Genomic DNA, 25,717 nt, shown 5'->3' with positions numbered 1-25,717 from the left:
GCGATTACTCGCTCACGCCCCAGCGTTCTTCGATGGCCTGAGCCAGCTGCTTTGGATCACCGGCGGCCATGCCGGCAGCAATCACCGCACTGGCGGCCAGCGGGTCGTAGCAGCCTTCACCGGTCTGGCCGGCGACCCAGGCGCCAGCAACGGCAAGCCCAAGTACCTCGTCCACCAGCGCGGCGTCGCCACCGCTCAGCACCACCACGCCGCTGTGCGCCGGCGGCAATGCGTCGACCCGGATGCCCTGTGCGTCGGCACTGAAATGCAGGCCGCGGTTGTGCACTGCCACGCCCACGTCGTCAGAAAGGATGTACGCGTTGCCGGCCAGTACCGGCTGGTCGCTTTCGGCCAGCAGCACTGGCAGCGCGGACACGCGCTTCATCTGCGTGACGAGGTTGCCGTATCGGCCACCGTCCAGACGCATGTAGACCAGGATCGGCACTGCCAACCCGGCCGGCAACGCCGCCAGCAGGCGGCGTAGCGCGTCGGGGCCGCCAATGCCCGCCAGCACCAGCACCGCGCCGGGCGCGGCATCGCTGGGACTGCCTTCCGGCTCCAGCTCCACCAGCGACAGGCGTTCAATATCGAAGTCGCTCGGCACGGCCGGCACGCTCGGCGGCGGCGGCGGCGGCACGGCGGCGACCACCGCCGTGTCCTCGTCCACCAGCGACCAGCTGCTGTGGTCGCCCAGCGGCGCTGCCGGTACCGCCGGTATGGCGGGCGCGGTGGGCACCGGCGGCGGTACGTTGATCTGCGGCGCGGCGGCCGGGACCTGCATGGCGGCCAGCGCCTCTTCCAGCGACATCGGTTCGCTATAGCCTTCCGGCGGCTGGTACAGGCCGTCGGCAGGCACATCGGAGGCGGCGTCGAAAGCCTCGCGCACGTGGAATTCCAGCGGTGCATCGGCGTGCAGTTCGGCCGGCGTCACCGGCAGGCCCGGCTCGGGCTGCAGCAGGCCGTCCTGTTCGGACCCCGGCGGCAGCACATCGTGGTGGCCGTGCAGCTTGGCGGCCAGATGGCGTGCCCAGCGCTGCGCCTCCCAGCCCTCGCGACGCGCGGCCAGCTCGGCCTCGTCGAAGATCAGGGTCAGCCGCGGCGAGGCCAGCACCGGATCGAGGCGCTCAAGCGCATCTTCGATCGCCGGTTCGAGCGCGATCAGCACCGTGCCCACGTCCGCGTCGCGCAGCGCGTCGGGCTGCAGGCTGTTGGGGTCGTCTTCCAGTACCACGGTGGCGCCGGCCTGGACCAGCGCATCGCGCAGCCGGTCACGCGCCGGGCCGACCCGCGCCAGCAGCGCGACCGACAACAGCGAGGTCAGGTCATTCACGGGCACGGGCGATCCCCAGCAGGTCATACACGTTTCGCATCAGGTCCAGCTCCTGGTACGGCTTGCCCAGGTAACGCTGGACACCGATTTCGAAGGCGCGCTGACGGTGCTTGTCACCACTGCGCGAGGTGATCATCACGATCGGAACACCCTTGTAGCGTGGGTCGGCGCGCATGGTGGTGGCCAGTTCATAGCCATCCATGCGCGGCATTTCAATATCCAGCAGCATCAGGTCGGGCACGCGCTCGTCCAGCCGCTCCAGCGCTTCGATGCCGTCGCGGGCGACGACCACTTCGAAGTTGTGGCGTTCCAGGATGCGGCCGGTGACCTTGCGCATGGTCAGCGAGTCGTCGACCACCATCACCACCGGCGCCTGACGGTCGCTGGCCTGGGCGGCCGGCGCCACTGGCTTGAGCGGGTTGGCCTGGAAGCGGCGCACCAGCGGTGCGACGTCCAGGATCACCACCACGCGGCCATCGCCGGTGATGGTGGCGCCGTAGATGCCCGGCACCGACGCGATCTGCAGGCCAACCGGCTTGACCACGATTTCGCGGTTGCCCACCACCTGGTCGATCGCCACGGCCGCGCGCAGTTCACCGGCACGCACCAGCAGCAGCGGCACCTGGGCCTGGCCTTCGGCGCGGGCCTGGCCCTGGCCGACCAGCGTACCCAGGTCGTGCAGCGCGAACTCTTCGCCGCCGTAGTGGTAACCGCCATTGGCCGATTCGAAGCGCTCGCGCGAGATCCGGCCGATACCACTGACCGATGCCACCGGCACGGCAAACGTGGTCTCGCCGATCTGCACGAACACCGCCTGGGTGACCGCCAGCGTCTGCGGCAGGCGCAGGGTGAAGGTGACGCCCTTGCCCGGCACCGAGTGGATGTCCACCGAGCCGCCGAGCTGGCGCACTTCGTTGTGCACCACGTCCATGCCCACGCCACGGCCCGCCAGCTGGCTGACCTGGTCGGCCGTGCTGAAGCCCGGGGCGAAGATCATCGCGTCGAGTTCGGCCTCGCCCAGCACCGTATCGGCCTCGATCAGGCCGCGCTGTTCGGCGCGGCGACGGATCGCCTCACGGTTCAGCCCGGCGCCGTCATCGGCCACTTCCAGCACGATTTCCGAGCCTTCGCGGCGCAGGCGGATGGCGATCTCGCCCTCCTCCGGCTTGCCGGCGGCGCGGCGCTGCTCTGGGGTTTCCAGACCATGCGCGACCGAGTTGCGCAGCATGTGTTCCAGCGGCGCGACCATGCGGTCGAGCACGTTGCGATCCAGTTCGCCGTGGGTACCTTCCAGCGTGACGTGGACCTGCTTGCCGGTGTCCTGGCCCGCCTGGCGCACGACACGGCGCAGGCGCGGCACCAGGCCATCGAACGGCACCATGCGGGCACGCATCAGGCCGTCCTGCAGCTCGGAGCTGACGCGCGACTGCTGCTGCAGCAACACGTCGTACTGGCGCGACAGGTCGTCCAGCACGCCCTGCAGGCCTCCCAAGTCGGCCGCCGATTCGTTCAGCGCGCGGCTGAGCTGCTGCAGCGTGGAGAACCGGTCCAGTTCCAGGGGGTCGAACTTGTGGTCGGCCTGGTCCTGTTCGCGCTGGTAACGGGCGACGATCTGCGCCTCGGTTTCCAGGTCCAGACGACGCAGCTGGTCACGCAGACGGGCGTTGGTGCGATCCAGTTCGCCCATGGCGCCACGGAACGCACCCAACTGCTGTTCCAGGCGCGAACGGTAGATCGCCACTTCACCGGCGTGGTTGACCAGGCGGTCGAGCAGGTCGGCACGCACGCGCACCTGTTCCTGCTGCGGACGGGCCAGGCTGTCGTCGTCGGTGGCGGCATCCAGCGGTACCGGCGCCGACAGCGGCGCGGCGGCAACGGCGGTGTCCACCTGCACGGGCGCGGACGGCGCCGATGCATCGGCCGTATCCTGCGTTTCCTCGCTGTCGACACGGCCCAGCGTGCGCTGCTCGAACGCGGCGATCAGGTCGTCCGGCATCGCCACGCTGCGGTGCTGGCCGGTACGGGTCAGCATCTGGTGCAGACGGTCGAAGCCGCGCTCCAGCAGGTGCACGTCGCTGCGGTCGATATCGGTACGGTTGGCCGCGACGGCCTCCAGCAGCGATTCGATCCCGTGGCCAAGGTCGCCGATCGGGTTGATGCCGGCCATGCGTGCGCCACCCTTGAGGGTGTGCAGGTCACGCTGCAGGCCGGCAACCGCCTCGCGATCCTGCGGTGCGGCGCGCAGTTCGCTGATCAGGCCGTCGCAATGGTCCAGCAGGTCCTTGCCTTCTTCCACGAAGATGTCGACCAGCTCGCGGTCGAGCACGCTGAAGTCCAGCGCACCGGCGTCGTCGAGCTCTTCGTTGCCGGCTTCGTCGGTCGACGCAACGGTCGCGGCGGCAGCCAGCGGCGCGTCTTCGAGTTCGAACAGCGGCGCATGCGCGGCGGTATCGGCATCGGCGTCGTCAGCGGCGTCGGCAAACGCGTCGGCCTCATCCAGGCCTTCGTGGGTGGCATCCAGGCCCAGCACGTGGGTACCGTCATCGAGCGTCTGGTCGGCGCCCGCTTCCGGTGCGTCGATGATGGTCAGGCCATCGTCCAGTGCCTGCTGTTCGTCGACCGTCTCGCCGAATGCCGGCGGCGGCGGCAACGCGTCTTCCAGCGCCTCGGCAGCCTCATCGGCGACGGCGTCGAGGTTCGACTCGGCCACGTCGTCGCGTTCAGCCTCGGCTTCCACGTTGACGGGGGCTTCTTCGCTCGCGATCGCCTCGACCGTGACTTCTTCGGACGCGACCTCTTCAAGCGTGATCTCTTCGGCCGAAACTTCCTCGGCCGTGACTTCTTCAGCCGTGAATTCTTCGCCCGTGGCGTCGACGCCGTCAGTTGCCGCAGCGATGTCGACGTGATCCTGCAGGGCATCCGATTCAGCCACCTGCAGCTCGATAGCCTGCAGCTCGATAGCCTGCAGTTCGATGGCCTGCGCGTCGGTAGCCGCTACGTCCGGCGTGCCGAAGCTCGGCAGCGTGTGTTCGTAGAAGCGCGACAGGTCGTCGGTACCGGTCAGCTCCACGGCCTCCAGACCGCTGGCGGCCGGCGCCTCGGCGGCGGCGGCGTCGGTGCCTTCCACCGTCGGCACGGCGGCCGGGGCATCGACGGCACTCGACAGATCGGCATCGTAGTACGCCGACAGATCGTCGCTGCTGGTCAGTTCTTCCGGCGCGGCAGCATCCGCTTCGACCACCGACAGCCCGTCGGCCTCGATGATGGCCTGCTGCAGTTCCGCGTCGGTGCTGTCGTCGGCAACCGCAAACCCGTCACGCGCATCGAACTGCGCCGACAGCGCGGCCAGTTCCTGCGCACTGACATCCTGCGCGTCCTGCACGGCAAGGGCGTCCAGGTCGAGCGCGTCTTCCTCTGCTTCTTCCTCGACCTCGTCCAGCTCCAGCGCGTCGTCGGCGACCAGGGCCGGCCAGCGGGCTTCGGGCAGCGTGTCGGCCAGCGCCTGCAGACGCGCAGCCAGCGCAGCCTGCGCTGGAATCCGCGGTGCCTCGGCCTGCAGGGCGGTCATCGTGGCGCGGATCGCCGCGGCGGTGGCCGACAGGGCTTCGACGCCCTCGGCATCCGGCGTGGCATCGGCCGCCAGCGACCGCTTGATGTAGCTTTCGGCGCCGCCGGTAACGGCGGTGATTTCCGGCACGTCGGTCATCGCGAACGCGCCATTCATGGTGTGCACGGCGCGCAACAGCGAGTCGGTCACCGGCTGCGGGGCCACGCTGGCCTCCTGCAGCCAGGCCTGCAGCGTGGCCTGGTGGGCCTCGACTTCGGCCTCCAGGATCTCGCGCAGCACGTCGTCGATGTTGGCCGGCGTGCCGACGGCGTCCGCCGCGTCCTGCGCAGCCTCGACGATGGCGACGTCGGTGTCGGCAACGTCGACCGCTTCGGTCACGGTGGCCACGGGAACGGCGCGCTGCAGGGGTACGTGGAAGGTTTCCTCACCGGCCGCAACGCGGTCGGCGATGGCCTGCATGGCCTGCAGGTCGGCGCTGACGCGGCCGCCGTCGCGCAGCGCGGCATTGAGCTGCGGCAGCACTTCGTAGGCCTGGGTGACCATGGCCACCACCGCCGGCGAGGCGGGACGGCTGCCGTCCAGCACGCGGTTGAGCATGCCTTCGATCTTCCAGCTGAACTCGCCCAGGGTGCGCGCGCCGACCAGGCGGCCGCTGCCCTTCAGGGTGTGGAACACGCGGCGGATCGGACGCAGGCGGTCCATGTTGTCCGGGGCCATGCGCCAGACCGGCAGCAGGTTGCCCAGATTGACCAGTTCCTCGTCGAACTCTTCGATGAAGACCTCGCGGATGTCCTGGTCGATGTTCTCGCCATCGTCCTCGAAGCCGGCGTCGATGCTGTCCAGTTCGGCGGCCGCGGGGTCGGCGGCGTCGCCCTCGCCCGTGGCGACGGCCGGCACATCGGCAACCGGCGCGGTGCTGAACTGCGCCGCGGCGGCGTCCAGTTCGGCCAGGAAACGGGCGGACTCGTCGTCCAGCTCGATCTTGCTGATGACCGCTTCGTGCACGCCACCGGCGGCAGGCGCGGTCACCGGCGCGGCATCGGCCAGCGTGATCGGGTCCTGCGCTGAAACGGTATCGTCAGCCGCAGCCTCGGCCACGACCGTTTCAATCGGCTCGGCGCTGTCGAAGGTGGGTTCGACCGCTGCCGGCTCGACCTGCGCCTGCAGGAAGGTCGGCAGCGCCTGAACGTCCAGCCCGCTGGGCGCGTCCATATCAACGCTGTCCACGGCGACGGCGACCGACGCGTCCGGCGCATCGTCGATGGCCAGCGACAGCACATCGCCGGCATTGTGCAGCGCGTCGTCGACGGTGAATTCGATCGGCTCGTCGCTCAGTTCGAGCGTGTCGTTCTCTGCAGCGACCGGATCGAAGACCGACCCGGAGGTGATGGTCGGCGCCTCGTAGGCCTCGACGCTGTCGAGGCTGCCCGCACCCGTGTCGAACCCGTCCAGGTGGACCGGCGCGATCTCCACATGTTCTGCCACACCCCACTGACTGGCGCTGTTGGCCAGCACCGGATCGAAGCTGGCGAAGGTCGGTGCGGCGTCATCCCGCTCGGCCTCGGCGGACAGCGTCCACTGCGGCGCATCGGCGGCCACCGGTGCGGTGGACGCTTCGAACACCAGCGGCGGCAGCGCCTTGGCGACCGGCTCGGCCGCGGCCGGCGGCAACGCCTCGGGCAACGGCTCGAAGGTGAAATCGGGCAACGGTGCGTCCGCCACGCTGCCGGGCGGCAGCGTAGTCACCGCAGCGGTGATGTCGGCGGGTGCCAGCGAAGGCGCCTCGTCCCACGCACTCAGTTCCACGTGCTCCGGGGCGACCGGCAGCGCCTCGGCACTGACGTCGGCCGGGGCGGCGTGTTCGTCCGGCAGCGGCCAGTAACGCAGGGTTTCCAGGCTGGTGCGGGTGATGTCGAGGATTTCCTCGCGCCCCGGGCGGCGTTCGCGCAGGGCCTCGAGGTAGTACTCCAAGCTGGCCATGGCATCGGCCAGGGTGTCCAGCTGGCGACCGCTCGGCACACGCTGGCGGCCGATCAGCTCCACCGAGATGTACTGGCGCACGCCCTGCAGGTAGTCGGCCGGGGTGCCCAGGTCGAGCATGCGCAGTGCGCCGGCGACCTCACCGAGCAGGCGCGGCACTTCGTGCAGCTGCTGGTGATTCCAGTTGGTTTCGATGAAGGCAACGAAATGCTCGCGGGCCGCGGCGAAGTTGGCGATGGCCTCGTGGGCCAGCACTTCGACCGTGCGCCGGCCTTCGACCGCGCTCGGATCGTCTTCGCCGCTGCCGCCGGCGCCCAGGTGGGCGACCTGGTCGTCCAGCGAGGCGTCCACGTACAACAGCGCGCCGGCGATATCCAGCAACAGGGTCTCGTCGATCTGCTGGTCGCCCTGGACCACGCCACGCAGCGCATCGCGCTGCTGCACGACCACGCCACGGGCAACGCCCAGCCCCATCATGCCGAGGGTGTCGGCGACCGCGCCCAGTTCGTTGACCTGGGTCTGCAACTGGGTCGGCTCACCGCCGGTACGCAGGTGCAGGTCCAGTGCGTCCTTGATGCGCAGCAGCTCTTCCTTGACCGCGTTGCCGACGGTGTCGAGCAGCTCGCGGTTGCGGCCGCTCAGGCTGCCGCGCGCGTGGTCCAGCTCGGCCTCGGTGGCACTGGCGCTGTCCGGTGCGAAGGCGAACAGCACGCTTTCATTGATGCCCGGCGCGGCGCGCGCCGAACGGATGTCGTTGAGCAGCGGCAGCAGCACGATCGGAATGTCGCGGTGGCCGTTCTGCAGGCGCTCCAGATAGTCGGGCAGCAGCACGCTGCCGCGCATCAGGGTGGCGCAGGCTTCGTCGCGGTCGGGCACTTCGCCGGCGCCGATGGCGTTGGCCAGCTGCTCCATTTCCTCGGCCACCATCGCCGGGGCGTACAGCTCCACCATGCGCAGGGTGCCCTGCACCTGGTGCAGGTAGCCGGCGCAGAAGCGCATGCGGCTGCCATCGGCAGGATTTTCGGCGTAGTACTCGAGCTCGTTGCGCACCTGGCGCAGGGTTTCGTCCAGCTCCGGCTTGACCCAGCCCAGGGCGGCGTGGCTCATGGCATCGCGCAGCGTGCTCATGCCGGTACTCCCGGCAGGGGGGCGCGCGTGTCGTGCTGTGATTTCTCGCGATGCATCATCTGCTGATTCCTTCCCTCTCCGCCCTGCCCGCGGCTCACGCCGGCAGCTTGAAGTCGGCAACCGAGCGGCGCAGGTCGGCCGCCAGCTGTGCCAAATGACCGATCGACTCGGCGGTCTGTCCCGCGCCCTGCGAGGTCTGGCCGGTAATCTGACGGATCACGCCCATGGTGCGGGTGATGTCCGACGCGGCCGACGACTGCTGCTGGGCGGCGATCGAGATGTTCTTGATGAGGTTGTTGAGTGCGTTGGACACGCGCTCGATTTCGGTCAGTGCCGTACCCGCATCCTCTGCCAGGCGTGCACCGGACACCACTTCGGCGGTGGTCTGTTCCATGGAGCTGACCGCTTCGTTGGTATCGGCCTGAATGGCCTGGACCAGGTTTTCAATGCGTCGGGTCGCACCGGAGGTGCGTTCTGCCAGGCGCTGCACTTCGTCGGCCACGACCGCGAAACCACGACCGGCCTCACCGGCCGAGGCCGCCTGCACCGCGGCGTTCAATGCCAGGATGTTGGTCTGCTCGGAAATGTCGTTGATCAGTTCCACGATCGAGCCGATTTCCTGCGAGGACTCACCCAGGCGCTTGATGCGCTTGGAGGTTTCCTGGATCTGGTCGCGGATCTGGTCCATGCCCTGGATGGTCTCGCGCACCACGCCGGCACCTTCGGCGGCGATGACCACCGAGCGCTGTGCCACGTCGGCCGACTCGGCCGAGTTGCGCGACACCTGCTCGATGCTCGACGCGATTTCGCCGATGCGGTCCGAGGCCGAGGTGATCTGGTTGGCCTGGTGGCCGGCCGCTTCGGCCAGCTGCATCGCGGTGGCCTGGGTTTCCTGGGTGGACAGGGCGACCTTGGCCGAGGTGTCGTTGATGGTGGTCACCAGGTGACGCAGCTCATCGACGGCGTAGTTGATTGCGTCGGCGATGGCGCCGGTCATGTCCTCGGTCACCGAGGCCTTCACCGTCAGGTCGCCTTCACCCAGCGAGCTGATTTCGTCCAGCAGCCGCATGATGGCCTGCTGGTTGCGGCTGTTGAATTCCACCTGGGTCTGGTAACGCAGTTCCTGCTCGCGCGAACGGCTGCGCACGGTGCTGCTGACGAAGCCGATGATGGCAAACAGCGACAGCGCGCCGGATATCACGCCCAGCCAGAAGTTCGGGAACAGGCGCGTATCGCGCACCGAGCCGAACGAGGAGAACGCCTCGAACAGCTTCTTGCTGTCGTCCAGCATCTTGCCCGAGCCGGCCGTCAGCGCGGCCGCCGAGGCCTGCGCCGAGAACAGCTGGCGCGAGCTGGCCAGGATCGCGTCGGCGTCCTGCTTCATGGTGTCCCACTGCTTCTGCGACTGCTCCAGCGCGGCCAGCGCGCCGGCATTGCGGACCGGGGCGATGCCCAGTTCGTCGTTGCCGTTGCGCAGCGCGTCCAGCACCTGGGTGAACACCACCGAGTCGCGGGCCAGCGCGTCGCCGGCGGCGGCGGCATTGGCGCCACCGGCGCGCATTTCGGTCACGCGGCGGGCCATCGAGCCCACCACCACGACCTGCTGCAGGGCGTTGTAGACCTGCGAGGCCGGCGCACCGCCGGCCGACATGGCGCGCACCACTTCGTTCAGCTGCGCCTGCAGCGCGGGAACGCCGTTGACGAAGTTGTTGGCGTTGCCGGCCAGCGCCAGCACGGCCGGTTCACTGGCCACCAGCTGGGCCGCGCTCTTGCCGAGCGGCTCCCAGGTCTGGGTCAGCTGGTTGAGCGGGCCGGACACGTTGGCCTCGCTGCCGTAGCGCCCCTGCAGGCTGCTCACGGTGCTTTCGATGCGGGCCTTGGTGTCCTTGAAGGCGGTGAAGGCCTGGGCGTTGCCCGAGACCGCTTCACGACCCTGGTTGGTCAGCTGCTGGGACAGCACCTGGAGATCGGCCGCGCCGGTACTGGCACCGGCCAGGCGGCTGCCCTGCCAGGTGGCCACGCCGGTGTTCACACCGAACACGATCATCGACAGGGCCAGCAGGCCCAGCCAGAAATTGGTTCCCACCGTGCCCAGCTTGCCGGCCTTGGCGGTTTCCGAAGTAGTACTCATCGTTCAACCTCGATCTTCAATGCAGTGAGGCAGGCAGCAGCGATCACGCCGCGGCCTGCCTGAATTCGGGGGTACGCGACAACAGCGACAGCGAAAACACGCCCCAGTCATGGCCGTCGCCGTGGAAGGCGCGGTCGATGAAGTGGGCATAACGACCGCTGGCCAGGTCACCGGTGCCGGTGTCCTGACCCTGCTCGAAGCTGCGCTGGCCGAACAGTTCGTCGATGGTCAGGGCAACGTCGCCGCCGGCCTGGCGCATGATCAGCACGCGCTGGCCTTCCTGCTGCACGGTGCGCTCGCCTTCCATGAAGTACTTCAGGTCGACCACCGGGAACAGGTTGCCGCGCAGGTTGCCCACGCCCAGCAGCCACGGTTGTGCGCCAGGCACCGGGGTGATCGGCGGCATCGGCACGATTTCCACCACTTCCCGGAAATCCGAGACCAGGTGGCGCTTGCCGACCCGATACCCCACGCCGCGCCAGAGGTCCTGGGCGAACTGCCGCTCGGGCAGCTGCACCGCATGGGCCAGACTGCGCCGTTCGTAGGCTTCAAGGATGTCGAAGGGAGAACGCATCAGGACACCAGTTCGTTGATCTGCGCGATCAGCTCTTCCTCGCGCGGTGGCTTGACCATATAGGCGGCCGCGCCCTGGCGCAGCCCCCAGGCCTTGTCGGTTTCCATCGCCTTGGTGCTCACGATGATGACCGGAATGCCCTTGGTCTTTTCATCACGGTTCAGCGCGCGGGTGGCCTGGAAGCCGCTCATGCCCGGCAACACCACGTCCATCAGCACCAGCTGCGGCAGATGTTCATGCACGAGCTTGAGCCCGTCCTCGGCGTTGCCGGCCTCGAGCACTTCGTGCCCGGCCTTGGTCAACCATTGAGTGAACACCGCCCGGTCGGTCGGTGAGTCCTCGATCAGAACGATTCGAGCCATTGTGCCTTTCCCCCCTGGTCAGGCGTTTACGTATGTGCGAATGGCACCCAGCAGTTCTTCACGCGTGAAAGGCTTGGTCAGGTACTGCTCCGAGCCCACGATGCGCCCGCGCGCCTTGTCGAACAGGCCGTCCTTGGAGGACAGCATGATGACCGGCGTGGACTTGTACAGCTGGTTGCTCTTGATGAGCGCGCAGGTCTGATACCCGTCGAGACGGGGCATCATGATGTCCACGAAGATGATCTGCGGCTGTTGGTCAGCAATCTTGGCCAACGCCTCAAAACCATCGGTCGCAGTCACCACCTTGCAGCCTTCGCGTGCGAGCAGTGTTTCCGCGGTCCTGCGAATGGTCTTCGAATCATCGATGACCATCACTCTGAGCCCTGCGAGTTCCCCACCCGCAGCCTTGATTTCAGTCATTACCTTTCCCCGAGCGCGCGACGCTTCTGCTTTGGTCCGGCGCCGCTGCGAAAGCGTATCTATATCCCACCACGCGGCCGTCATCAAGGGTGTGCTGCCGAAGCCAAGCCACGTGCACCCCCCGGGCGGGCCCGAACCCCGGAATTGCGCAAACCGTGAAGACCGCGGACGCTGCGTTCCGCCCCCCGGGGCAGGCAGCGCGGGCGCATTGCCGCTACCATCAGCGCCTGCCCGCCAGGTTGCGACCATGCCGTTGAATGTCATCGTGGTGATGGACCCCATCGCCCATATCAAGATCGCCAAAGACACCACGTTCGCCATGCTGCTGGAGGCCCAGCGCCGCGGCCATGCGCTGCACTACGTCAGCCCCGGCGGGCTGGCGCTGCGCGATGGCGTGGCCGTGGCCCGCACCGCGCCGCTGCAGGTGCGCGACGACAAGCATGACTGGTTCACGCTGGGCGAATTCAGCCAGACCGTGTTCGGTCCCGGGCAGGTCGTGCTGATGCGCAAGGACCCGCCGGTGGATGCCGAATTCATCTACGACACGCAGGTGCTGGGCGTGGCCCAGCAGGCCGGTGCGCTGGTGGTGAACGACCCGCAGGGCCTGCGCGACTACAACGAGAAGCTCGCCGCCCTGCTCTTCCCGCAGTGCTGCCCGCCGACCCTGGTCAGCCGCCGCCATGCCGACCTGAAGGCGTTCGTGCTCGAACACGGCCAGGCCGTGCTCAAGCCGCTGGACGGCATGGGCGGGCGCTCGATCTTCCGCAGCGGCACCGGCGACCCGAACCTCAACGTGATCCTGGAAACGCTGACCGACGGCGAGCGCAAGCTCGCCTTGGTGCAGAAGTTCATTCCGGACATCACCGCCGGCGACAAGCGCATCCTGCTGGTCGATGGCGAGCCGGTGGACTACTGCCTTGCCCGCATCCCGCAGGGCGACGAGTTCCGCGGCAACCTGGCTGCCGGCGGCCGCGGCGAAGGCCGCCCGCTGAGTGAGCGCGACCGCTGGATCGCCGCCCAGGTCGGCCCGGAAATGAAGCGCCGTGGCATGCGCTTCGTCGGCCTGGACGTGATCGGCGACTACCTGACCGAGGTCAACGTCACCAGTCCCACCTGCGTGCGTGAGCTGGACGCCCAGTTCGGCCTGAACATCGCCGGCACCCTGTTCGACGCGATCGAGGCCGGCCTGCCGCGATGAACACGGTGGTCGCTCCGCTGGTGCCGTTGCAGGCCCGCGAATCGCAGCGCCTGGGCGCCACCCTGGCGCTGTCGGCGCTGGTGCATGCGCTGCTGATCCTGGGCGTGGGCTTCGCGGTCAGCGACAACGCCGCGCTGGTGCCGACCCTGGACGTGATCTTCAGCCAGACCCAGACCCCACTGACCCCCAAGCAGGCCGACTTCCTGGCCCAGGCCAACCAGCAGGGTGGCGGCGACCACGACAAGGCGCAGCGCCCGCGCGACAACCAGACCGGGATCGTGCCGCAGCCGCAGGCCGGGCTGTCGCCGGTGCCGCAACAGCGCCAGGACGCGGCCAGCCCGCCGCCACCGCAGGCGCGGGTGGTGGCCACCCGCAACAGCCCCGACCAGGTGGCCGATGCCCAGCCGCAGCCGCTGCCGGACCATCCGCAGCCGGACGCACCGATGACGGCGCGCGAGCAGCGCGACGCCGAAATGGCGCGCCTGGCCGCCGAAGTCCATCTACGTTCGGCGCAGTACGCCAAGCGCCCGAACCGTAAGTTCGTCTCGGCCAGTACCCGTGAATACGCCTACGCGAGCTATCTACGCGCCTGGGTGGACCGCGCCGAGCGTGTGGGTAACCTCAATTACCCTGACGAGGCGCGCCAGCGCCGGTTGGGCGGCCAGGTGGTGATCACCGTGGGCGTGCGCCGCGACGGCAGCGTGGAGAGCAGCAAAATCCTGCGCAGCAGCGGCACCCCGCTGCTGGACGAAACCGCCCTGCGCGTCATCCGCCTGGCCCAGCCGTTCCCGCCGCTGCCCAAGACCGACGACGGGGTGGATATCCTGCAGGTCACGCGCACCTGGGTGTTCCTGCCGGGTGGCGAATTGCGCGACGACCGGTAATCGAGCACCCCGCGTAGCGACACGCCATGCGTGTCCCACGCAAAAATGATCACCCCAATTTCGCGGCCCGCGCGGCCTGCTGTTCGACAAGGGTCAACGCCACGTTGTTGCGCAGATACGCCGGCTCAACCCGCTCCGGCGCCATGACCTCGCCGCGTTCGAACATCGGCACCGCCAGGGCCAGCACGTCCGACGCACGCGGCAACGCCTGCGCATCCACGCCGTCCAGGCGATCCGCCAGCCGGGTGGCCAACAGGCCTTCGGCCGCGCCGAAGCCGGTACCCACGCCGAACCAGCGGCTGCCATCCGGCAGCTCCACTGCTTCCGGCGCGCACACCACTTCTTCGCCCTGCAACTGCCACTGCCCCTCCACGCGCAGCTGCCTGGCCACGTAGACCTCGCCCATGCGCGCGTCGATGCTGCTCAGCACCTGGGTGGCGTTGGCCGGCGCACGCAGCGCCAGCACCTGCAGCGTGGACACCGGAATCAGCGGGCGGTCCAACGCCAGCGCGATGCCCTGGGCGATGGCGATCGCCAGCCGCACCCCGGTGAACGCACCCGGCCCCCGCCCAAGCGCGATCGCGTCCAGCTGCGAGCGCGCCAGCCCGGCCTCGGCCAGCAGCGCCTCGGCCCACGGCAGGCTCAGCTCGGCGTGGCGGCGCGGGGCGATCTCGAAGCGCTCATGCACCTGCCCGTCCACGTAGAGGGCAACGGAACAGGCTTCGGTCGCGGTTTCAAAGGCGAGCAGTTTCATGGGCGTCAGAACAGGGAAGTGGGGAAGGCATCATCGGCCACCCATTGTGGCGCAAAGAAGGCGCGTACATCGTCCAGCGCGCGGGTGCGCCGGAACGGCGGCAGCGAATCCAGGAAGGTGCGCCCGTAGCCGCGACTGACCAGGCGCGGGTCGCACAGCACCAGCACGCCCCGGTCGGTCTCGCTGCGGATCAGTCGCCCCACGCCCTGCTTGAGGGCGATCACCGCCTGCGGCAGCTGCTCGTCGCGGAACGGATTGCCGCCATCACGCCGGATCGCATCGAGGCGGGCCTCGAACACCGGATCGTCCGGCGCGGCGAACGGCAGCTTGTCGATCACCACCACGCTCAACGCATCGCCGACCACGTCCACGCCCTCGCGGAAGCTGGCCGAGCCCAGCAGCACCCCGTTACCGGACTCGCGGAAGCGCTGCAGCAGCGTGGCGCGGGGTGCCTCGCCCTGCACGAACAGCGGCCACGGCGCATCGCGCAGCGCCTCGGCCGCCTCACGCAGCGCGCGATGCGAGGCAAACAGCAGGAACGCGCGGCCGCCGGACGCCTCCAGCACGGGGGTGAGCGCGCGGATCAGCGCCGTCCCGAAGCCACGCGCGGCCGGATCGGGCAGCCCGGCGGGCAGGTAGCACAGCGCCTGCCGGGCCCAGTCGAAGGGGCTGGGCTGCAGCAGCGTGATCGGGTCGTCCAGGCCCAGCCGCTGGGCGATATGGTCGAACGTGCCGTCCACGGTGAGCGTGGCCGAGGTGAACACCCAGGCCGCCATCGAGCGTTCGCGATGTTCGCGCAGCGGGCCGGATACATCCATCGGCGTGCGCTGGCAGCGGAAGCCGCGCGGCGTGAGCTCGTACCACAGCACCTCGGCCGGGGCCGGCTGCGCGTCCGGGTCGGCGTCGAAGTCCAGCAGCGGGGCATCGTCGCCGAGCCAGCGCGACAGCCGCGACACCGCCTCGGCGGCGCGCGCATGGCAGGCGTCCAACCCCGGCGATGACGCGCGCACGCCCTCCAGTGCATCGCGCATGCCCACCAGCGCGCTCATGGCCGCGTCGAAGCCATCGCGCACCTGCGGCACGGCCAGCGCGCGCCACTGGGTGCCGCGCGGCGGCAGCCCTTCCATCGCCGTGCGCAGGTCGCGCAGGGTCTGCTCCAGCGTCGCCGCCGACGCCTGCAGCACCGCCTGGGCGCCGGCCACGCTGCGGCTTTCGGCCAGACAATCGCGCGCCAGTTCCTGCCAGGGGCGCATGCCGAAGCCCTCGCCGAAGAAATTGGCCGCCAGTTCCGGCAGTTGGTGCGCCTCGTCGATCACGAACGCCTGCGCGCCGGGCAGGATCTCGCCGAAGCCTTCCTGCTTCAGCGCCAGGTCGGCCAGCAGCAGGTGGTGGTTGACCACCACCACGTCCGCCGCCTGTGCGCGCTGCCGCGCCTGCACCACGAAGCAGTCGTCCCAGAACGGGCACTCGTTGCCCAGGCAGTTGTCGATGGTGGAGGTCACCATCGGGTACAGCGGTGAGTCCTCGGGCAGCGCATCCAGCTCGGCCATGTCGCCGAACTTCGTGCGCCCCGACCAGGCCAGGATGCGCTGGAACTGCGCCACCTGTTCGGGCGAGACGAAGCGCGGCTCGCCGCGCGCCTGCTGCAGGCGGTAGCGGCACAGGTAGTTGGCGCGCCCTTTCAGCAGCGCGCTGCTGTGGCCCACGCCCAGCGCCGCGCGCACACGCGGCAGGTCGCGGTGGTACAGCTGGTCCTGCAAGGCGCGGGTGCCCGTGGAGATGATGGTCTTCAACCCGGACAACAGCGCCGGCACCAGGTAGGCAAAGGTCTTGCCGGTGCCGGTGCCGGCCTCGGCCAGCAGCACCTCGCGCTGGTCGAACGCCTCGGCGATGGCGGTGGTCAGGCGCAGCTGCGCCGGACGTGCGACGAAGGCATCGAGTTGGCTGGCGAGCGTGCCGCCCTCGCTGAGGGCTTCACTGCTGGCGTGGGCGAGGCGTGACATGACGCCATGATAAGGGATGCCCTGAACCCTCTGCATCGGTGGGGCCAATGCACAAACTGGCTAGAGCAAGAGCAATGGTCAGGAAAACATCCAGCGCCTGCTGTGTTTGCTTACGCAGACCAGCAATAAAGAGGGCTGCCAAAAACACCGTGCGCGCCCAGACAGCCTTGCTCAGCCCCCCAAAAGGCATAGAACTGATCATCTTCAGACCGATACACCAACCAGCGACCATCGGATCTGGCAACGCACAGGCCGGCTATCCGCTCTCCACCCTCAAACCCTGGTAGTCCTGGCGCCATTACTTCTGCAGACACTTCAAATGGCAGACATTCATTGCGCCTGACGTCGTTCGCCAGTTCATCTATATAGGCGTCTGCGTTGACGCCCGCATTCACATAGACGCCCGTCCTATCAGCCAAGCGGGATTCCAGCTTTTCAAGTATTTCGTTCACTCAAGTTACCTATCTGGCGGCGGAGGCGGCTTGGGATAGTGCAGAGTCTCATGAGGCTTCTGACCGTTCGCCGGAATATCGATTCGTGGGCCAGAGACCTCGTTCCCCGGACGATAGATGACTCCGTTCGCACCGACTTTCGAGCCTTCAGGCAGGCGCGCACCCTCAGGTGCAACACCTGCATTTCCGCCCGTCAAGTTACCGAAATCCGCCTCCGCATTTCCAGTCCCACCGTTGGCCGGAGCTAGAGGGCCATTGTTGACTCGCGCCCCCTGCTGGCGACTCCCACTATCCTGTGTCCCCACCAGACCTTCAGGTAACGGAGATTCTCCACCCTCCGATGATGACTCGGAGTTCTGCGAAGTCGGCAGGGCGTTCTCAACGGCGTTCCGAAGCATCCGGCCGCCATACACCGTGCCCACGTAGAGGTAATCCGCCGCGCAGGTCAATGCCCTCCTGCAGTCGATAGAACACGAACTCTGAGTGCAGACAGCAGTTCTTCCGTCTGGATCGGTGAGCTTGTAAGGATTCCCGTTTGCATACCGATACCTGTTGAACTGCTCAATAGGCTTCTGATACACCGTTACCGGGTCCACCGAAAGGAACACCCCCAACTGGGGATCCATGTACCGTTGCTGCATGTAGCTCAGCCCGGTCGCAGAATCACTTACATGCCCTGTGTATGCCGGCCCGTCCGATACAGGCATTCCGACTGAGGCCCCATATGGCTCGTAGTCATACCGTTCGACCACATTTCCATTCACATCCGTTTTCGTTACTACAGATCCCAGGGCATCCGTGTGAACGTATAAAACGGTTTGGGCACTCGCAGGCCAGGTCAACAGCACTGTCAGCAGACAGATCAGGCAAGAAAGCGCGCTCTCCAGCCTACGCCTGCCATGTTTCGGATCGGAGTGGGAATTGCTGCCGCTATCCAGGAAAAGCGCATCCGACATAGCCAAAGGCTCTCGATCAAGGATGACCGTTGATAGCACGAAAATCTGGCAGCAGGATTGGTCTTCGAGCAACCTCGCGCCATTCCCGTCAATTTGAAGCGAGTTAGGCGCATCCAGGTTCAATTACCGGCCACCCAGCTATCAAGTTGCAAGGGTTAGCAGCCGTACCAAACTGCGTCAAATCGAAGTCGGAGAATCAGCAGTAGTCGCCGGAGTATTTATGCGGCCCGGGAGAGTGCGCCACCCAGCCGCGGCATCAATACCGCTTGATGCCAGGCACCGTGCAGCCTTCAAGCTGCGCGTGCGCGGACTGCGCGTTTTCCTTTTCGCCGCGCGCCAGGCGCGCCTGTTCGATGGTGGCCCAGTGGCGGCGGCACAGTGGGCCGGTTTTCGAACCCAGCTCCACCGCCTTGCGCGCCAGCGTTTCGGCGCGTGCCCAGTCACCCTGCAGCAGCGCGATTTCCGCGCGTTCCTGCACGATCGATGGATCGCCTTCGTTGATCAGCAGCGCCTGGTCCAGCGCCTCGGCCGCACCGGCCAGATCGTTGGCCTGGCGCTTGGCCTTGGCCACCACGCGCAGGTCTTCGATGCCGGCGTCGCGCAGCGGCTGCACGTCCAGTTCCTTGTCATCCTTGCCAGCGCTGGCATCCACCGCTGCCATGCGCTGGGCCGGCGTGGTGGTATCCACCGGCGGCTTCACCGGCGGCGCGGTGGACACGCAGGCGGCCAGCGCCAGCCCAAGGGTGAGCACGGTAGCGGTACGGATCACGGTGCGGGAGGTCGTCATGCAGGCTGCCTTGCGTTGCGCTTCATCGAGCGGGGGGAGTGGTCGCAGGTGCGGCCTGCGTCGGCTCGGCGGCCGGCTCGGGCTTCCTTTCCAGACCGAACCAGCTGCGCCAGCCACCGCCTTCGCCCGTCTCGCCACCCTCGCCTTCCGGCAACGCGGCGGGCGCCACGCAGGCAGTGTAGGCCGGCGCGTAACCGACCACGAACGGGAAGCGGCGGGCGCCCGGGCAGGATTCGTCGGTGGCGGCGGTGCCGCTGGCCTCCACCGGCTGCCAGTCCAGGCCCTTGCTGCTGACCTTCAACGGGGAACTCGGCAGGCGGCTGAAGATGCCCGACCAGACCCGCATCGCGCCGGTGGCGCCAAACAGGCCGGTCTGCTCGTTCTGGTCGTTGCCCATCCACACCACCGCCAGGTGGTCACCGGTGTAGCCGGCGTACCAGCTGTCGCGGCCATCGTTGGAGGTGCCGGTCTTGCCGGCCGCCTGCAGCCGCGACAGGCCATCGGCATTGAGGCGCGACGCGGTACCGCTGGACACCACCTGCTGCAGGCCGATGCTGATCAGGTTGGCGGCGATGGAGTCGCCTTCCTGGGCCGGTGCCGGGGTCTTGTCGTAACGCTTGAGCAGCTTGCCCTGCGGATCGAGCACGCCACGCACTGCGTGCAGCGGCTGGATCTCGCCACCGGAGGCGAGGAACTGGTACAGCTGGGCCATCGCGTAGGGGCTCTGGTCGGTCGAGCCCAGGATCACCGCAGGATTGCTCTCGGCCTTCAGCCCGGCCAGCACATGGATCAGCTGGGTAACCCGTTCCGGGCCCACCTGCATGCCCACGCGCACGGTGGCCTGGTTGTAGGAATGGGCCAGCGCATCGATCAGGCGCACGGTGCCGTGGCTGCGGTTGTCCGCGTTGCCCGGGGTCCAGCGCTTGCCGCGGCTGAGCTGCACGGTCACCGGCGAATCGTCGACGAAACTGGCCAGCGAATACTTGTCCGGCTGCGCCAGCGCCAGCAGGTAGACGAACGGCTTGAGCAGCGAGCCGACCTGCCGCTGCGCCTCGATGGCGCGGTTGAAGCCCGGCTCGGATACATCACGGCTGCCGACCACGGCCAGCACGTCGCCGTTGTGCACGTCGGTCAGCACCAGGCCCGCCTGCAGCTCCGGGCGGCGCTTGTTTTCCAGTGCCTTCAGTGTCTTGGTGACCGAGCCTTCGGCATACGCCTGCGCGGACGGCGCCATGCCGGTCATCACGCTCAGGCCGGCGCCCTGCAATACGGACTCGGGGTAATCATGTCCGAGCTGGCGACGCACCAGATCCACATAGGCGGGGAAGCGGTTGGCGGCGATCAGCCCCGGCGTCTTCGGCACCCCGAGCGGCGCCTTCAGCGCACGCTGCAGTTCGGCGTCGTCGATCAGCCCGTTCTCATGCAGCTTGCCCAGCACGAAGTTGCGCCGGTCCAGCGCGCGCTCCGGATTGCGCCGCGGGTCGTAGTATGACGGGCCCTTGACCAGGCCGATCAGCAGCGCCACGTGTTCGGTGTTGAGCGAGGACAGGTCGCGCCCGAACCAGAACTCGGCACCGGACGACATGCCATGGATGGCCTGGCTGCCGCGCTGGCCCAGGTACACCTGGTTGAGGTAGGCCTCCAGGATGGTGCGCTTGTCGTAGCGCGCTTCCATGATCAGCGCGTACAGCACTTCGTTGAATTTGCGGGTGACCGTCTGTTCCTTGCCGATGCCCAGCAGGCCGCTGCGGGCCAGCTGCTGGGTCAGCGTGGAGGCGCCCTGGCGGCTCTGGCCCCCGGAGCGCACGGTGACCCACACCGCACGTGCAATGCCGCTCAGGTCGATGCCGTGGTGGCGGTTGAAGTCCTTGTCCTCCACCGCCTGCAGGCCGGTGACCAGCAGCTCCGGCGTTTCTTCCAGGCGCACCAGGCGGCGCTCTTCCTGCTTCTGCCCGTACAGGGTGGCGATGCGCGCCGGATCCAGCCGCGCGGCCTTGAGCGCCTTGCGGCTGTCGGCATCGCGCAGCGAGGCGATCTGGCCGCCGGACACGCTCACCTCGACCCGGCGCGGCGCGACCCGGCCGTCCACGTCGTTGTAGCCACGACTGGAAATGATGAAGCGGCCGCCGTCCTGGCTGAAGGTGGCCGGCGACTTGCCGGTTCCGTCATCGCGGTAGGCCGACGCCGCCAACTCGGTCTTCAGCGTCTGCACGTCCATGGCCACGCCCGGCGCCAGCGCCAACGGCCGCGCGTAGACGCGCGTCGGGATCTGCCAGCGCAGTTCGCCGAAGCGTTGGGTGACCTGGGTGTTGAGGTAGACCGTATAGGGGATCAGGAAACCGAGTGCCAGCGCGAACGCGGCCATGCCCCAGGTGATCAGGCGACGACGCCAGAGCGGCCAGCGGCTTTCGGTGTCGTCCTCGAACTCGTCGATGTCGTCGGAATCGTAGCGTGGGGGCACGGGCATGCAAGAATGTAAAAGTCCGGCGAGTCTAGCGCAGCCATGGTGGCCCGCGTGTCTCCCGGTTTTCCCCGCTTAGCTGGAGTTGTAACGGGATGTCGATGTCCTTGGCCGATGCACGCTACTTCCTGAACCGCATGATCGGCCTGTTCCGGCGCAGCCTGGCCAGCCTGCGGACCCGGGGATGGCAGGCCACCTGGCAGCGCATCCGGGTGCATACCCGCGCCCTGCCGGCGCCCCGAGGCGCGCCGCTTTACCTGCCCGAGGCCCTGCCCTTCGCGCCGTTCAGCGTGCCGAACAGCGTTGAGCCGCGGGTCAGCATTGTGATCCCCGTGTACAACCATGTGGGCCATACCCTCGCCTGCCTGCGCGCACTTGCCGCCCATCCGCCGCAGGTTGCGTGCGAGATCCTGGTGGTGGACGACGGCAGCGCCGACCAGACCGTGCAGTGGATGCCGCAGGTGCAGGGACTGCGCTACGAAGTGCGGGCCAGCAACGGCGGCTTCATCGAGGCCTGCAACGACGGCGTGGCCCGCTCGCGCGGCACCTACGTGGTGCTGCTCAACAACGACACCGTGCCGCAGCCGGGCTGGCTGGACGCGCTGCTGGAGACGTTCTCGATGGTGCCCGGCGCCGGCCTGGTGGGGGCGCAGCTGCTGTACCCCGACGGCCGCCTGCAGGAATCGGGCGGGGTGCTGTTCCAGGATGGCAGCGCCTGGAGCTACGGCCGCTTCGAGTCGCCCGAGGACCCGCGCTACAGCGCCCTGCGCGATGTGGATTACTGCTCCGGCGCCGCCGTGATGCTGCCGCGTGCATTGTGGGACCAGCTGGGCGGCTTCGATACGCGCTACCGGCCGGCCTACTACGAGGACACCGACCTGGCCTTCGCCGTGCGTGCCAGCGGCCACCGGGTGCTGGTGCAACCGGCCAGCCGCGTGGTGCATGACGAAGGCACCAGCAACGGCACCGACACCCAGAGCGGGATCAAGGCCTACCAGGTGCGCAACCGCGGCGTGTTCGCCGCCAAATGGGCGGCGGTGCTGGCCCGGCACCCGGCGGTGGGCAGCGTGCCCTCGCCTGCCCTGCTGCACCGCCACCAGCGCCAGGTACTGATCCTGGACGAAGTGGTACCGCAGCCGGATCGCGACTCGGGCTCGCTGCGCCAGTACAACCTGATCCGGATGCTGATCGAGGCCGGCGCGCACGTGGTGTTCGTGCCGACCCGGCGCGAACACGCCGGCGCGCCCACCGAGGCGCTGCAGCGGCTGGGCGTGGAAGTCTGGTATGCGCCGTTCCTGGAAGGCATTGGACCCTGGCTGCGCGAACACGGGCCGCGCTTTGCCGTGGTGATGATGGTCCGCCACCATGTCGCCAGCGAATGCCTGCCGTTGCTGCGCAGCTACGCACCTGCCGCGCGGCGCGTCTTCGACACCGTTGACCTGCATTACCTGCGCGAGCGCCGGGGCGCGGAACTGGCCGGCGACGCGGGCCTGCTGCGCAACGCCCAGCGCACCCGCACGCGCGAACTGGCGGTGATGGCGGCCAGCGACGTCACCGTGCTGGTTAGCGACGCCGAGCGGACGCAACTGCAGGTGGATGCACCCGACGTGCACGTGGAGCTGATCTCCAACCTGCACGAAGTGGCCGGCGGCGGCGCGCCGTGGGACCAGCGCAGGGACCTGGTGTTCGTCGGCGGTTTCCGCCATCCGCCGAACGTGGACGCGATGCAGTGGTTCATCGGCGAGGTGTTCGCCCGGATCCGCGCACAACTGCCGGACATCCGTTTCCACTGCATTGGGGCCGACGTGCCGCAGGCGCTGCATGACCTGGCCGCCGGCCAGCCGGGCGTGCTGATCCACGGCTTCGTGCCGGTGGTGACCGGTTACATGGACGAGGTACGCATCGCCGTGGCACCGCTGCGCTTCGGCGCCGGGGTCAAGGGCAAGGTGAATCTGAGCATGGCGCATGGCCAACCGGTGGTGGCCACCACCTGCGCGGTGGAAGGCATGCACCTGCGCGACGGCGAAGACGTGCTGGTCGCCGACGATGCCGACGCGTTTGCCGACGCGGTGGTGCGCCTGTATCGCGACGAGACGCTGTGGCAGCGGTTGTCCGCCGCCGGGTTGCGCAACGTGGCCGATCACTTCTCGTTGGATGCGGCGCAGGAGACGGTGCGGCGCGTTTTTCTGGAATGACCGCCGGGTAGAACCCGGCGTTACGTGCGTTCTGCCGGGTAGAACCCGGCGCTACTTCGACATGGGGTGCCAGGTGTCCGGTGTAGGCGCGAACGCGCGGGGCTGCACGCCGAGCAACGCGGTCAGCGCGCCGTTGTCGGCGATCAGATCCTGGGACAGCCGCGACACCGGACCGCGGGCACGCGGCAGCGCCGCCGCCAGCAGCCGCAGCGCGAATGATGGCAGGTACAGCGGCAGGCACGGTGTACCCACGCTGGCATGCACGCGGCGGAACATCTGCTGGTAATCCAGTCGCTCGCCTCCGCCGATCTGCAGCACCTGGCCGTCGGCCGCATTGCCCGACAGCGCCGCCATCACCGCCAGCGCGATGTCGTCGGCGTGCACCGGCTGGCGCAGGCCGTGCGCCATGGGGATCGGAAACACGTGGGTGCGGCGCGCACGCTGCACGATCGGGGTCAGGCTGCGGTCCACCCCCGCGCCGTACACCAGGGTGGGCCGCAGTACGGTCCACTGCATGCCCAGCCGCGTGGCCTGGGCGGCCAGATTCTGTTCCCCCCGCTGCAGCAGCGCCACCAGCGCCTGCTCGTCGGGCTGCGTCGAGTCCTGCTTGGTCAGCACGCTCATCGAGCTGGTGACGATGATCTTCGCCGCCGGCGCGACCTCCTGCCGCGCCAGCCAGTCACCCCAGGCATCGAGCGGGGCGAAGCTGACGATGGCCTGCCACGGGTGCGGCGGCGCAGGCAGCGCGCGCATGTCCGCGGCCCACCACTGCACGCCAGGCTGTGCCGGCTGCGCATGGCGGCTCAGGGCCAGCACCGGGCGTTGCGCGGCCACCAGCCGCGGCAGCAGGAACCGGCCAATCTGGCTGGTCGCACCGGAAACAAGTACGGTCATTCCATATCCACGCAATCTCGAGCGCGCACTATAGCCGATGCGCCGCCGGCCCCTGGCAGGGTCAGCGCAGCGCGTCCACGTCGCGCAGGCGCTGCTGCAGTGCCTGGTATTCCACCGCGTTCGATGCAATACCCAGCGCATTGGCCTGTTGCAGCGCCTGCTGGGCGAACGCGACGTCACCCCGCCCCAGCCGTTCGCTGCCAATGGCCAACCAGCGCTGGCCCAAGCGTTGACGCGCCGCAATCGCCTGCGCGTCGCCGCGTGCCAGCGCCTGCCAGGCATCCAGACAGGCGCCCGCGGCCTGCACGCGGTTCTCGCGCAGCCGGTCCTCGAAACACGCCCGGGTGGCCGGCAGCAGGCGCTGCGCCGCCGCGCGCACCCGCGCGTCGCGCGGGGCCAAGGCCTGCGCTTCGCGCAGCGCATCGTAGGCACTGCGCCCAGGCGGCGTGAGGAAATCGCCGCGCGCTTCGGCCTCGGCGAAGTTCTCCAGCAGCTTCGCCAGCGACTGCGCACGGCGCGCCGGCGTGGCAGCCGGTGTCTTCAGTGCGCGCTCGGCTTGTCGCGCCTGCGCCATCGCCTGGCGCGCCGCCACCAGCGCGCGCTCGGACGCGCCAAGTGTCTGCGCGGCCTGCAACGCCTGCTCGGCAGGGCCGAAGCGAAAATCCGCCGCCTCCCGCGTCGCCGCGGCCAACAGCGCGTCGATCACCTGCTGCAGGCCCTGCTGCGCCGCCGGATCGTCCGGGCGCGCCGCCAGCACCGCCTGGAAATCCGCCGCGGCATCGGTCCAGTGCTGCCGTTTCAACGCCACCTGTCCTTGCCGCTGGCGCTGTTCCAGCGCGGCGTTGAGCGCCGCCTCGCTGGCCGGAAGGTCGACATGCCCGGCATCGAAACCGCGTGCACGCTGCAGCAGGGCCGCGGACTGGGCGACGTCACCGCGCGCGGCGGCGTCACGCGCCTTCTGCAGCAGATCCGACAGGGCATCCTCACGGCCCTCCAGCGCGCGCAGGTGGTTCGGCGCCAGGGCCAGCGCCTGCTGGAACAACGGCAGCGCGCTGTCGTCGCTGCCATCGAGCCGCTGCGCTTCCAGTGCCGCCTCGGCACGCCCCAGCAGCACGCCGAAACCGGCGCCGTTGTGCTGATGCTCGCGCAGCAGGCGCGCCACGGCATCCGCATCGCGCTGTGGCACCTGCAGTTCGCGGGCCAGCGCCAGGGCGCGCTGCGCCGCCTCCGGCTCACCCGCCGCCACCGCGTCGCGCGCCTGCTGCAGCGCGGCCTGCCCGGTACGCGCCAGGCCGGCGCGCGCCTGCGGGCGATCGCCATCCAGTGCCAGCGCCGCCTGGTACCACTCGCGTGCACCGCTGCCGTCGGCGGCGGTCAGCCGGCCAGCAGCCAGGGCGCGGTCGCCGCGATCGAGCAGCTGCTCCACCTGCGGCTCGTTCCAGAACCAGTTCGCCAACGGGCGCCGCACCAGCACCAGCGCGGCGAACAGCAGCACCGCCAGCAGCAGCGCCCAGCGCCATATCCGCCGCGCCTGCCAGGCCTGCACCCACCACCAGCGCCCTTCGCGGCGCACGCGGCGAAGGGCGGCATGCGCGGCATCCTCGTGGTCCGGGTGATGGCTCATTCCCTGAGCCTAGCGC

General features: G+C 68.7%; 17 protein-coding genes. 3 read left to right on the top strand and 14 right to left on the bottom strand.

What is annotated here, in order from left to right; genetic code table 11:
- Window positions 1–4 precede the first annotated feature (4 nt).
- The 6 genes from ACOZHM_RS03815 to pilG all read right to left on the bottom strand — a co-directional run bounded on the left by ACOZHM_RS03815 (window position 5) and on the right by pilG (window position 11,493).
- Window positions 5–1,357, bottom strand: a complete 1,353-nt coding sequence (locus tag ACOZHM_RS03815) for a chemotaxis protein CheB (protein WP_421567630.1) — start codon at window positions 1,355–1,357, stop codon at window positions 5–7.
- Entirely contained in the window at window positions 1,323–8,006 is a 6,684-nt protein-coding gene (locus ACOZHM_RS03810; RefSeq protein ID WP_421567629.1) for an Hpt domain-containing protein, read from the bottom strand. The genes ACOZHM_RS03815 and ACOZHM_RS03810 overlap by 35 nt, the downstream gene beginning before the upstream one ends.
- 94 nt (window positions 8,007–8,100) lie before the next feature.
- Window positions 8,101–10,137 (bottom strand): methyl-accepting chemotaxis protein, encoded by a 2,037-nt coding sequence (locus ACOZHM_RS03805; protein WP_421567628.1) that lies wholly within the window; start codon window positions 10,135–10,137, stop codon window positions 8,101–8,103.
- A gap of 43 nt (window positions 10,138–10,180) precedes the next feature.
- Window positions 10,181–10,711: a chemotaxis protein CheW gene (locus tag ACOZHM_RS03800; protein WP_421567627.1), complete on the bottom strand. Its 531-nt coding sequence runs from the start codon at window positions 10,709–10,711 to the stop codon at window positions 10,181–10,183.
- On the bottom strand, window positions 10,711–11,073 hold the full coding sequence (locus tag ACOZHM_RS03795; protein WP_421567626.1) for a response regulator: 363 nt from the start codon (window positions 11,071–11,073) through the stop codon (window positions 10,711–10,713). Before ACOZHM_RS03795 ends, ACOZHM_RS03800 begins: the two co-directional genes overlap by 1 nt.
- 18 nt (window positions 11,074–11,091) lie before the next feature.
- The gene (gene pilG / locus ACOZHM_RS03790) at window positions 11,092–11,493 is read right to left on the bottom strand and encodes a twitching motility response regulator PilG (RefSeq protein ID WP_421567625.1); all 402 of its coding nucleotides are present in this window, start codon (window positions 11,491–11,493) and stop codon (window positions 11,092–11,094) included.
- A gap of 247 nt (window positions 11,494–11,740) precedes the next feature.
- On the opposite strand from pilG, the gene gshB reads away from it, so the two are divergent.
- Both gshB and ACOZHM_RS03780 read left to right on the top strand, forming a co-directional pair.
- The gene (gshB, locus tag ACOZHM_RS03785; RefSeq protein ID WP_421567624.1) at window positions 11,741–12,691 is read left to right on the top strand and encodes a glutathione synthase; all 951 of its coding nucleotides are present in this window, start codon (window positions 11,741–11,743) and stop codon (window positions 12,689–12,691) included.
- Window positions 12,688–13,575 (top strand): TonB family protein, encoded by an 888-nt coding sequence (locus tag ACOZHM_RS03780; RefSeq protein ID WP_421567623.1) that lies wholly within the window; start codon window positions 12,688–12,690, stop codon window positions 13,573–13,575. Before gshB ends, ACOZHM_RS03780 begins: the two co-directional genes overlap by 4 nt.
- Before the next feature lie 49 nt (window positions 13,576–13,624).
- On the opposite strand, the gene tsaB is transcribed toward ACOZHM_RS03780, so the two are convergent.
- From tsaB to mrcB, 6 genes are all read right to left on the bottom strand, one after another.
- Window positions 13,625–14,329: a tRNA (adenosine(37)-N6)-threonylcarbamoyltransferase complex dimerization subunit type 1 TsaB gene (tsaB, locus tag ACOZHM_RS03775; protein WP_421567622.1), complete on the bottom strand. Its 705-nt coding sequence runs from the start codon at window positions 14,327–14,329 to the stop codon at window positions 13,625–13,627.
- Between the two features lie 5 nt (window positions 14,330–14,334).
- The gene (locus tag ACOZHM_RS03770) at window positions 14,335–16,332 is read right to left on the bottom strand and encodes an ATP-dependent DNA helicase (protein ID WP_421567621.1); all 1,998 of its coding nucleotides are present in this window, start codon (window positions 16,330–16,332) and stop codon (window positions 14,335–14,337) included.
- A gap of 110 nt (window positions 16,333–16,442) precedes the next feature.
- A complete protein-coding gene (locus ACOZHM_RS03765) occupies window positions 16,443–16,784 on the bottom strand; it encodes a hypothetical protein (protein WP_421567620.1) in 342 nt (113 codons plus the stop codon).
- Window positions 16,785–16,789: 5 nt separating this feature from the next.
- Window positions 16,790–17,491 (bottom strand): RHS repeat-associated core domain-containing protein, encoded by a 702-nt coding sequence (locus ACOZHM_RS03760; RefSeq protein WP_421568103.1) that lies wholly within the window; start codon window positions 17,489–17,491, stop codon window positions 16,790–16,792.
- A gap of 505 nt (window positions 17,492–17,996) precedes the next feature.
- The gene (locus tag ACOZHM_RS03755) at window positions 17,997–18,527 is read right to left on the bottom strand and encodes a tetratricopeptide repeat protein (RefSeq protein ID WP_421567619.1); all 531 of its coding nucleotides are present in this window, start codon (window positions 18,525–18,527) and stop codon (window positions 17,997–17,999) included.
- 22 nt (window positions 18,528–18,549) lie between these two features.
- Window positions 18,550–20,988 (bottom strand): penicillin-binding protein 1B, encoded by a 2,439-nt coding sequence (gene mrcB, locus ACOZHM_RS03750; RefSeq protein WP_421568101.1) that lies wholly within the window; start codon window positions 20,986–20,988, stop codon window positions 18,550–18,552.
- A 95-nt stretch (window positions 20,989–21,083) separates the two neighbouring features.
- Here mrcB and ACOZHM_RS03745 point away from each other — a divergent pair, with 95 nt between their 5' ends.
- Entirely contained in the window at window positions 21,084–23,183 is a 2,100-nt protein-coding gene (locus ACOZHM_RS03745; RefSeq protein WP_421567618.1) for a glycosyltransferase, read from the top strand.
- A gap of 51 nt (window positions 23,184–23,234) precedes the next feature.
- On the opposite strand, the gene ACOZHM_RS03740 is transcribed toward ACOZHM_RS03745, so the two are convergent.
- Together ACOZHM_RS03740 and ACOZHM_RS03735 are read right to left on the bottom strand one after the other, a co-directional pair.
- Window positions 23,235–24,077 (bottom strand): SDR family oxidoreductase, encoded by an 843-nt coding sequence (locus ACOZHM_RS03740; RefSeq protein ID WP_421567617.1) that lies wholly within the window; start codon window positions 24,075–24,077, stop codon window positions 23,235–23,237.
- Window positions 24,078–24,138: 61 nt separating this feature from the next.
- The gene (locus tag ACOZHM_RS03735) at window positions 24,139–25,701 is read right to left on the bottom strand and encodes a hypothetical protein (RefSeq protein WP_421567616.1); all 1,563 of its coding nucleotides are present in this window, start codon (window positions 25,699–25,701) and stop codon (window positions 24,139–24,141) included.
- Between the last annotated feature and the right edge of the window lie 16 nt (window positions 25,702–25,717).

The organism is Stenotrophomonas sp. PD6 (assembly GCF_049199305.1).
Classification (GTDB): Bacteria; Pseudomonadota; Gammaproteobacteria; order Xanthomonadales; family Xanthomonadaceae; genus Stenotrophomonas.
The sequence above is the reverse complement of the archived record's forward strand: the minus strand, read 5'-3'. Positions and strand labels throughout refer to the sequence as shown.

Bases quoted from the DNA above. Each gene is read 5' to 3' on its own strand.
- ACOZHM_RS03815 (WP_421567630.1), bottom strand. From the start codon at position 1,357: ATGACCTGCTGGGGATCGCCCGTGCCCGTGAATGACCTGACCTCGCTG.
- ACOZHM_RS03810 (WP_421567629.1), bottom strand. From the start codon at position 8,006: ATGAGCACGCTGCGCGATGCCATGAGCCACGCCGCCCTGGGCTGGGTC.
- ACOZHM_RS03805 (WP_421567628.1), bottom strand. From the start codon at position 10,137: ATGAGTACTACTTCGGAAACCGCCAAGGCCGGCAAGCTGGGCACGGTG.
- ACOZHM_RS03800 (WP_421567627.1), bottom strand. From the start codon at position 10,711: ATGCGTTCTCCCTTCGACATCCTTGAAGCCTACGAACGGCGCAGTCTG.
- ACOZHM_RS03795 (WP_421567626.1), bottom strand. From the start codon at position 11,073: ATGGCTCGAATCGTTCTGATCGAGGACTCACCGACCGACCGGGCGGTG.
- pilG (WP_421567625.1), bottom strand. From the start codon at position 11,493: ATGACTGAAATCAAGGCTGCGGGTGGGGAACTCGCAGGGCTCAGAGTG.
- gshB (WP_421567624.1), top strand. From the start codon at position 11,741: ATGCCGTTGAATGTCATCGTGGTGATGGACCCCATCGCCCATATCAAG.
- ACOZHM_RS03780 (WP_421567623.1), top strand. From the start codon at position 12,688: ATGAACACGGTGGTCGCTCCGCTGGTGCCGTTGCAGGCCCGCGAATCG.
- tsaB (WP_421567622.1), bottom strand. From the start codon at position 14,329: ATGAAACTGCTCGCCTTTGAAACCGCGACCGAAGCCTGTTCCGTTGCC.
- ACOZHM_RS03770 (WP_421567621.1), bottom strand. From the start codon at position 16,332: ATGTCACGCCTCGCCCACGCCAGCAGTGAAGCCCTCAGCGAGGGCGGC.
- ACOZHM_RS03760 (WP_421568103.1), bottom strand. From the start codon at position 17,491: ATGCCTGTATCGGACGGGCCGGCATACACAGGGCATGTAAGTGATTCT.
- ACOZHM_RS03755 (WP_421567619.1), bottom strand. From the start codon at position 18,527: ATGACGACCTCCCGCACCGTGATCCGTACCGCTACCGTGCTCACCCTT.
- ACOZHM_RS03745 (WP_421567618.1), top strand. From the start codon at position 21,084: ATGTCGATGTCCTTGGCCGATGCACGCTACTTCCTGAACCGCATGATC.
- ACOZHM_RS03740 (WP_421567617.1), bottom strand. From the start codon at position 24,077: ATGACCGTACTTGTTTCCGGTGCGACCAGCCAGATTGGCCGGTTCCTG.
- ACOZHM_RS03735 (WP_421567616.1), bottom strand. From the start codon at position 25,701: ATGAGCCATCACCCGGACCACGAGGATGCCGCGCATGCCGCCCTTCGC.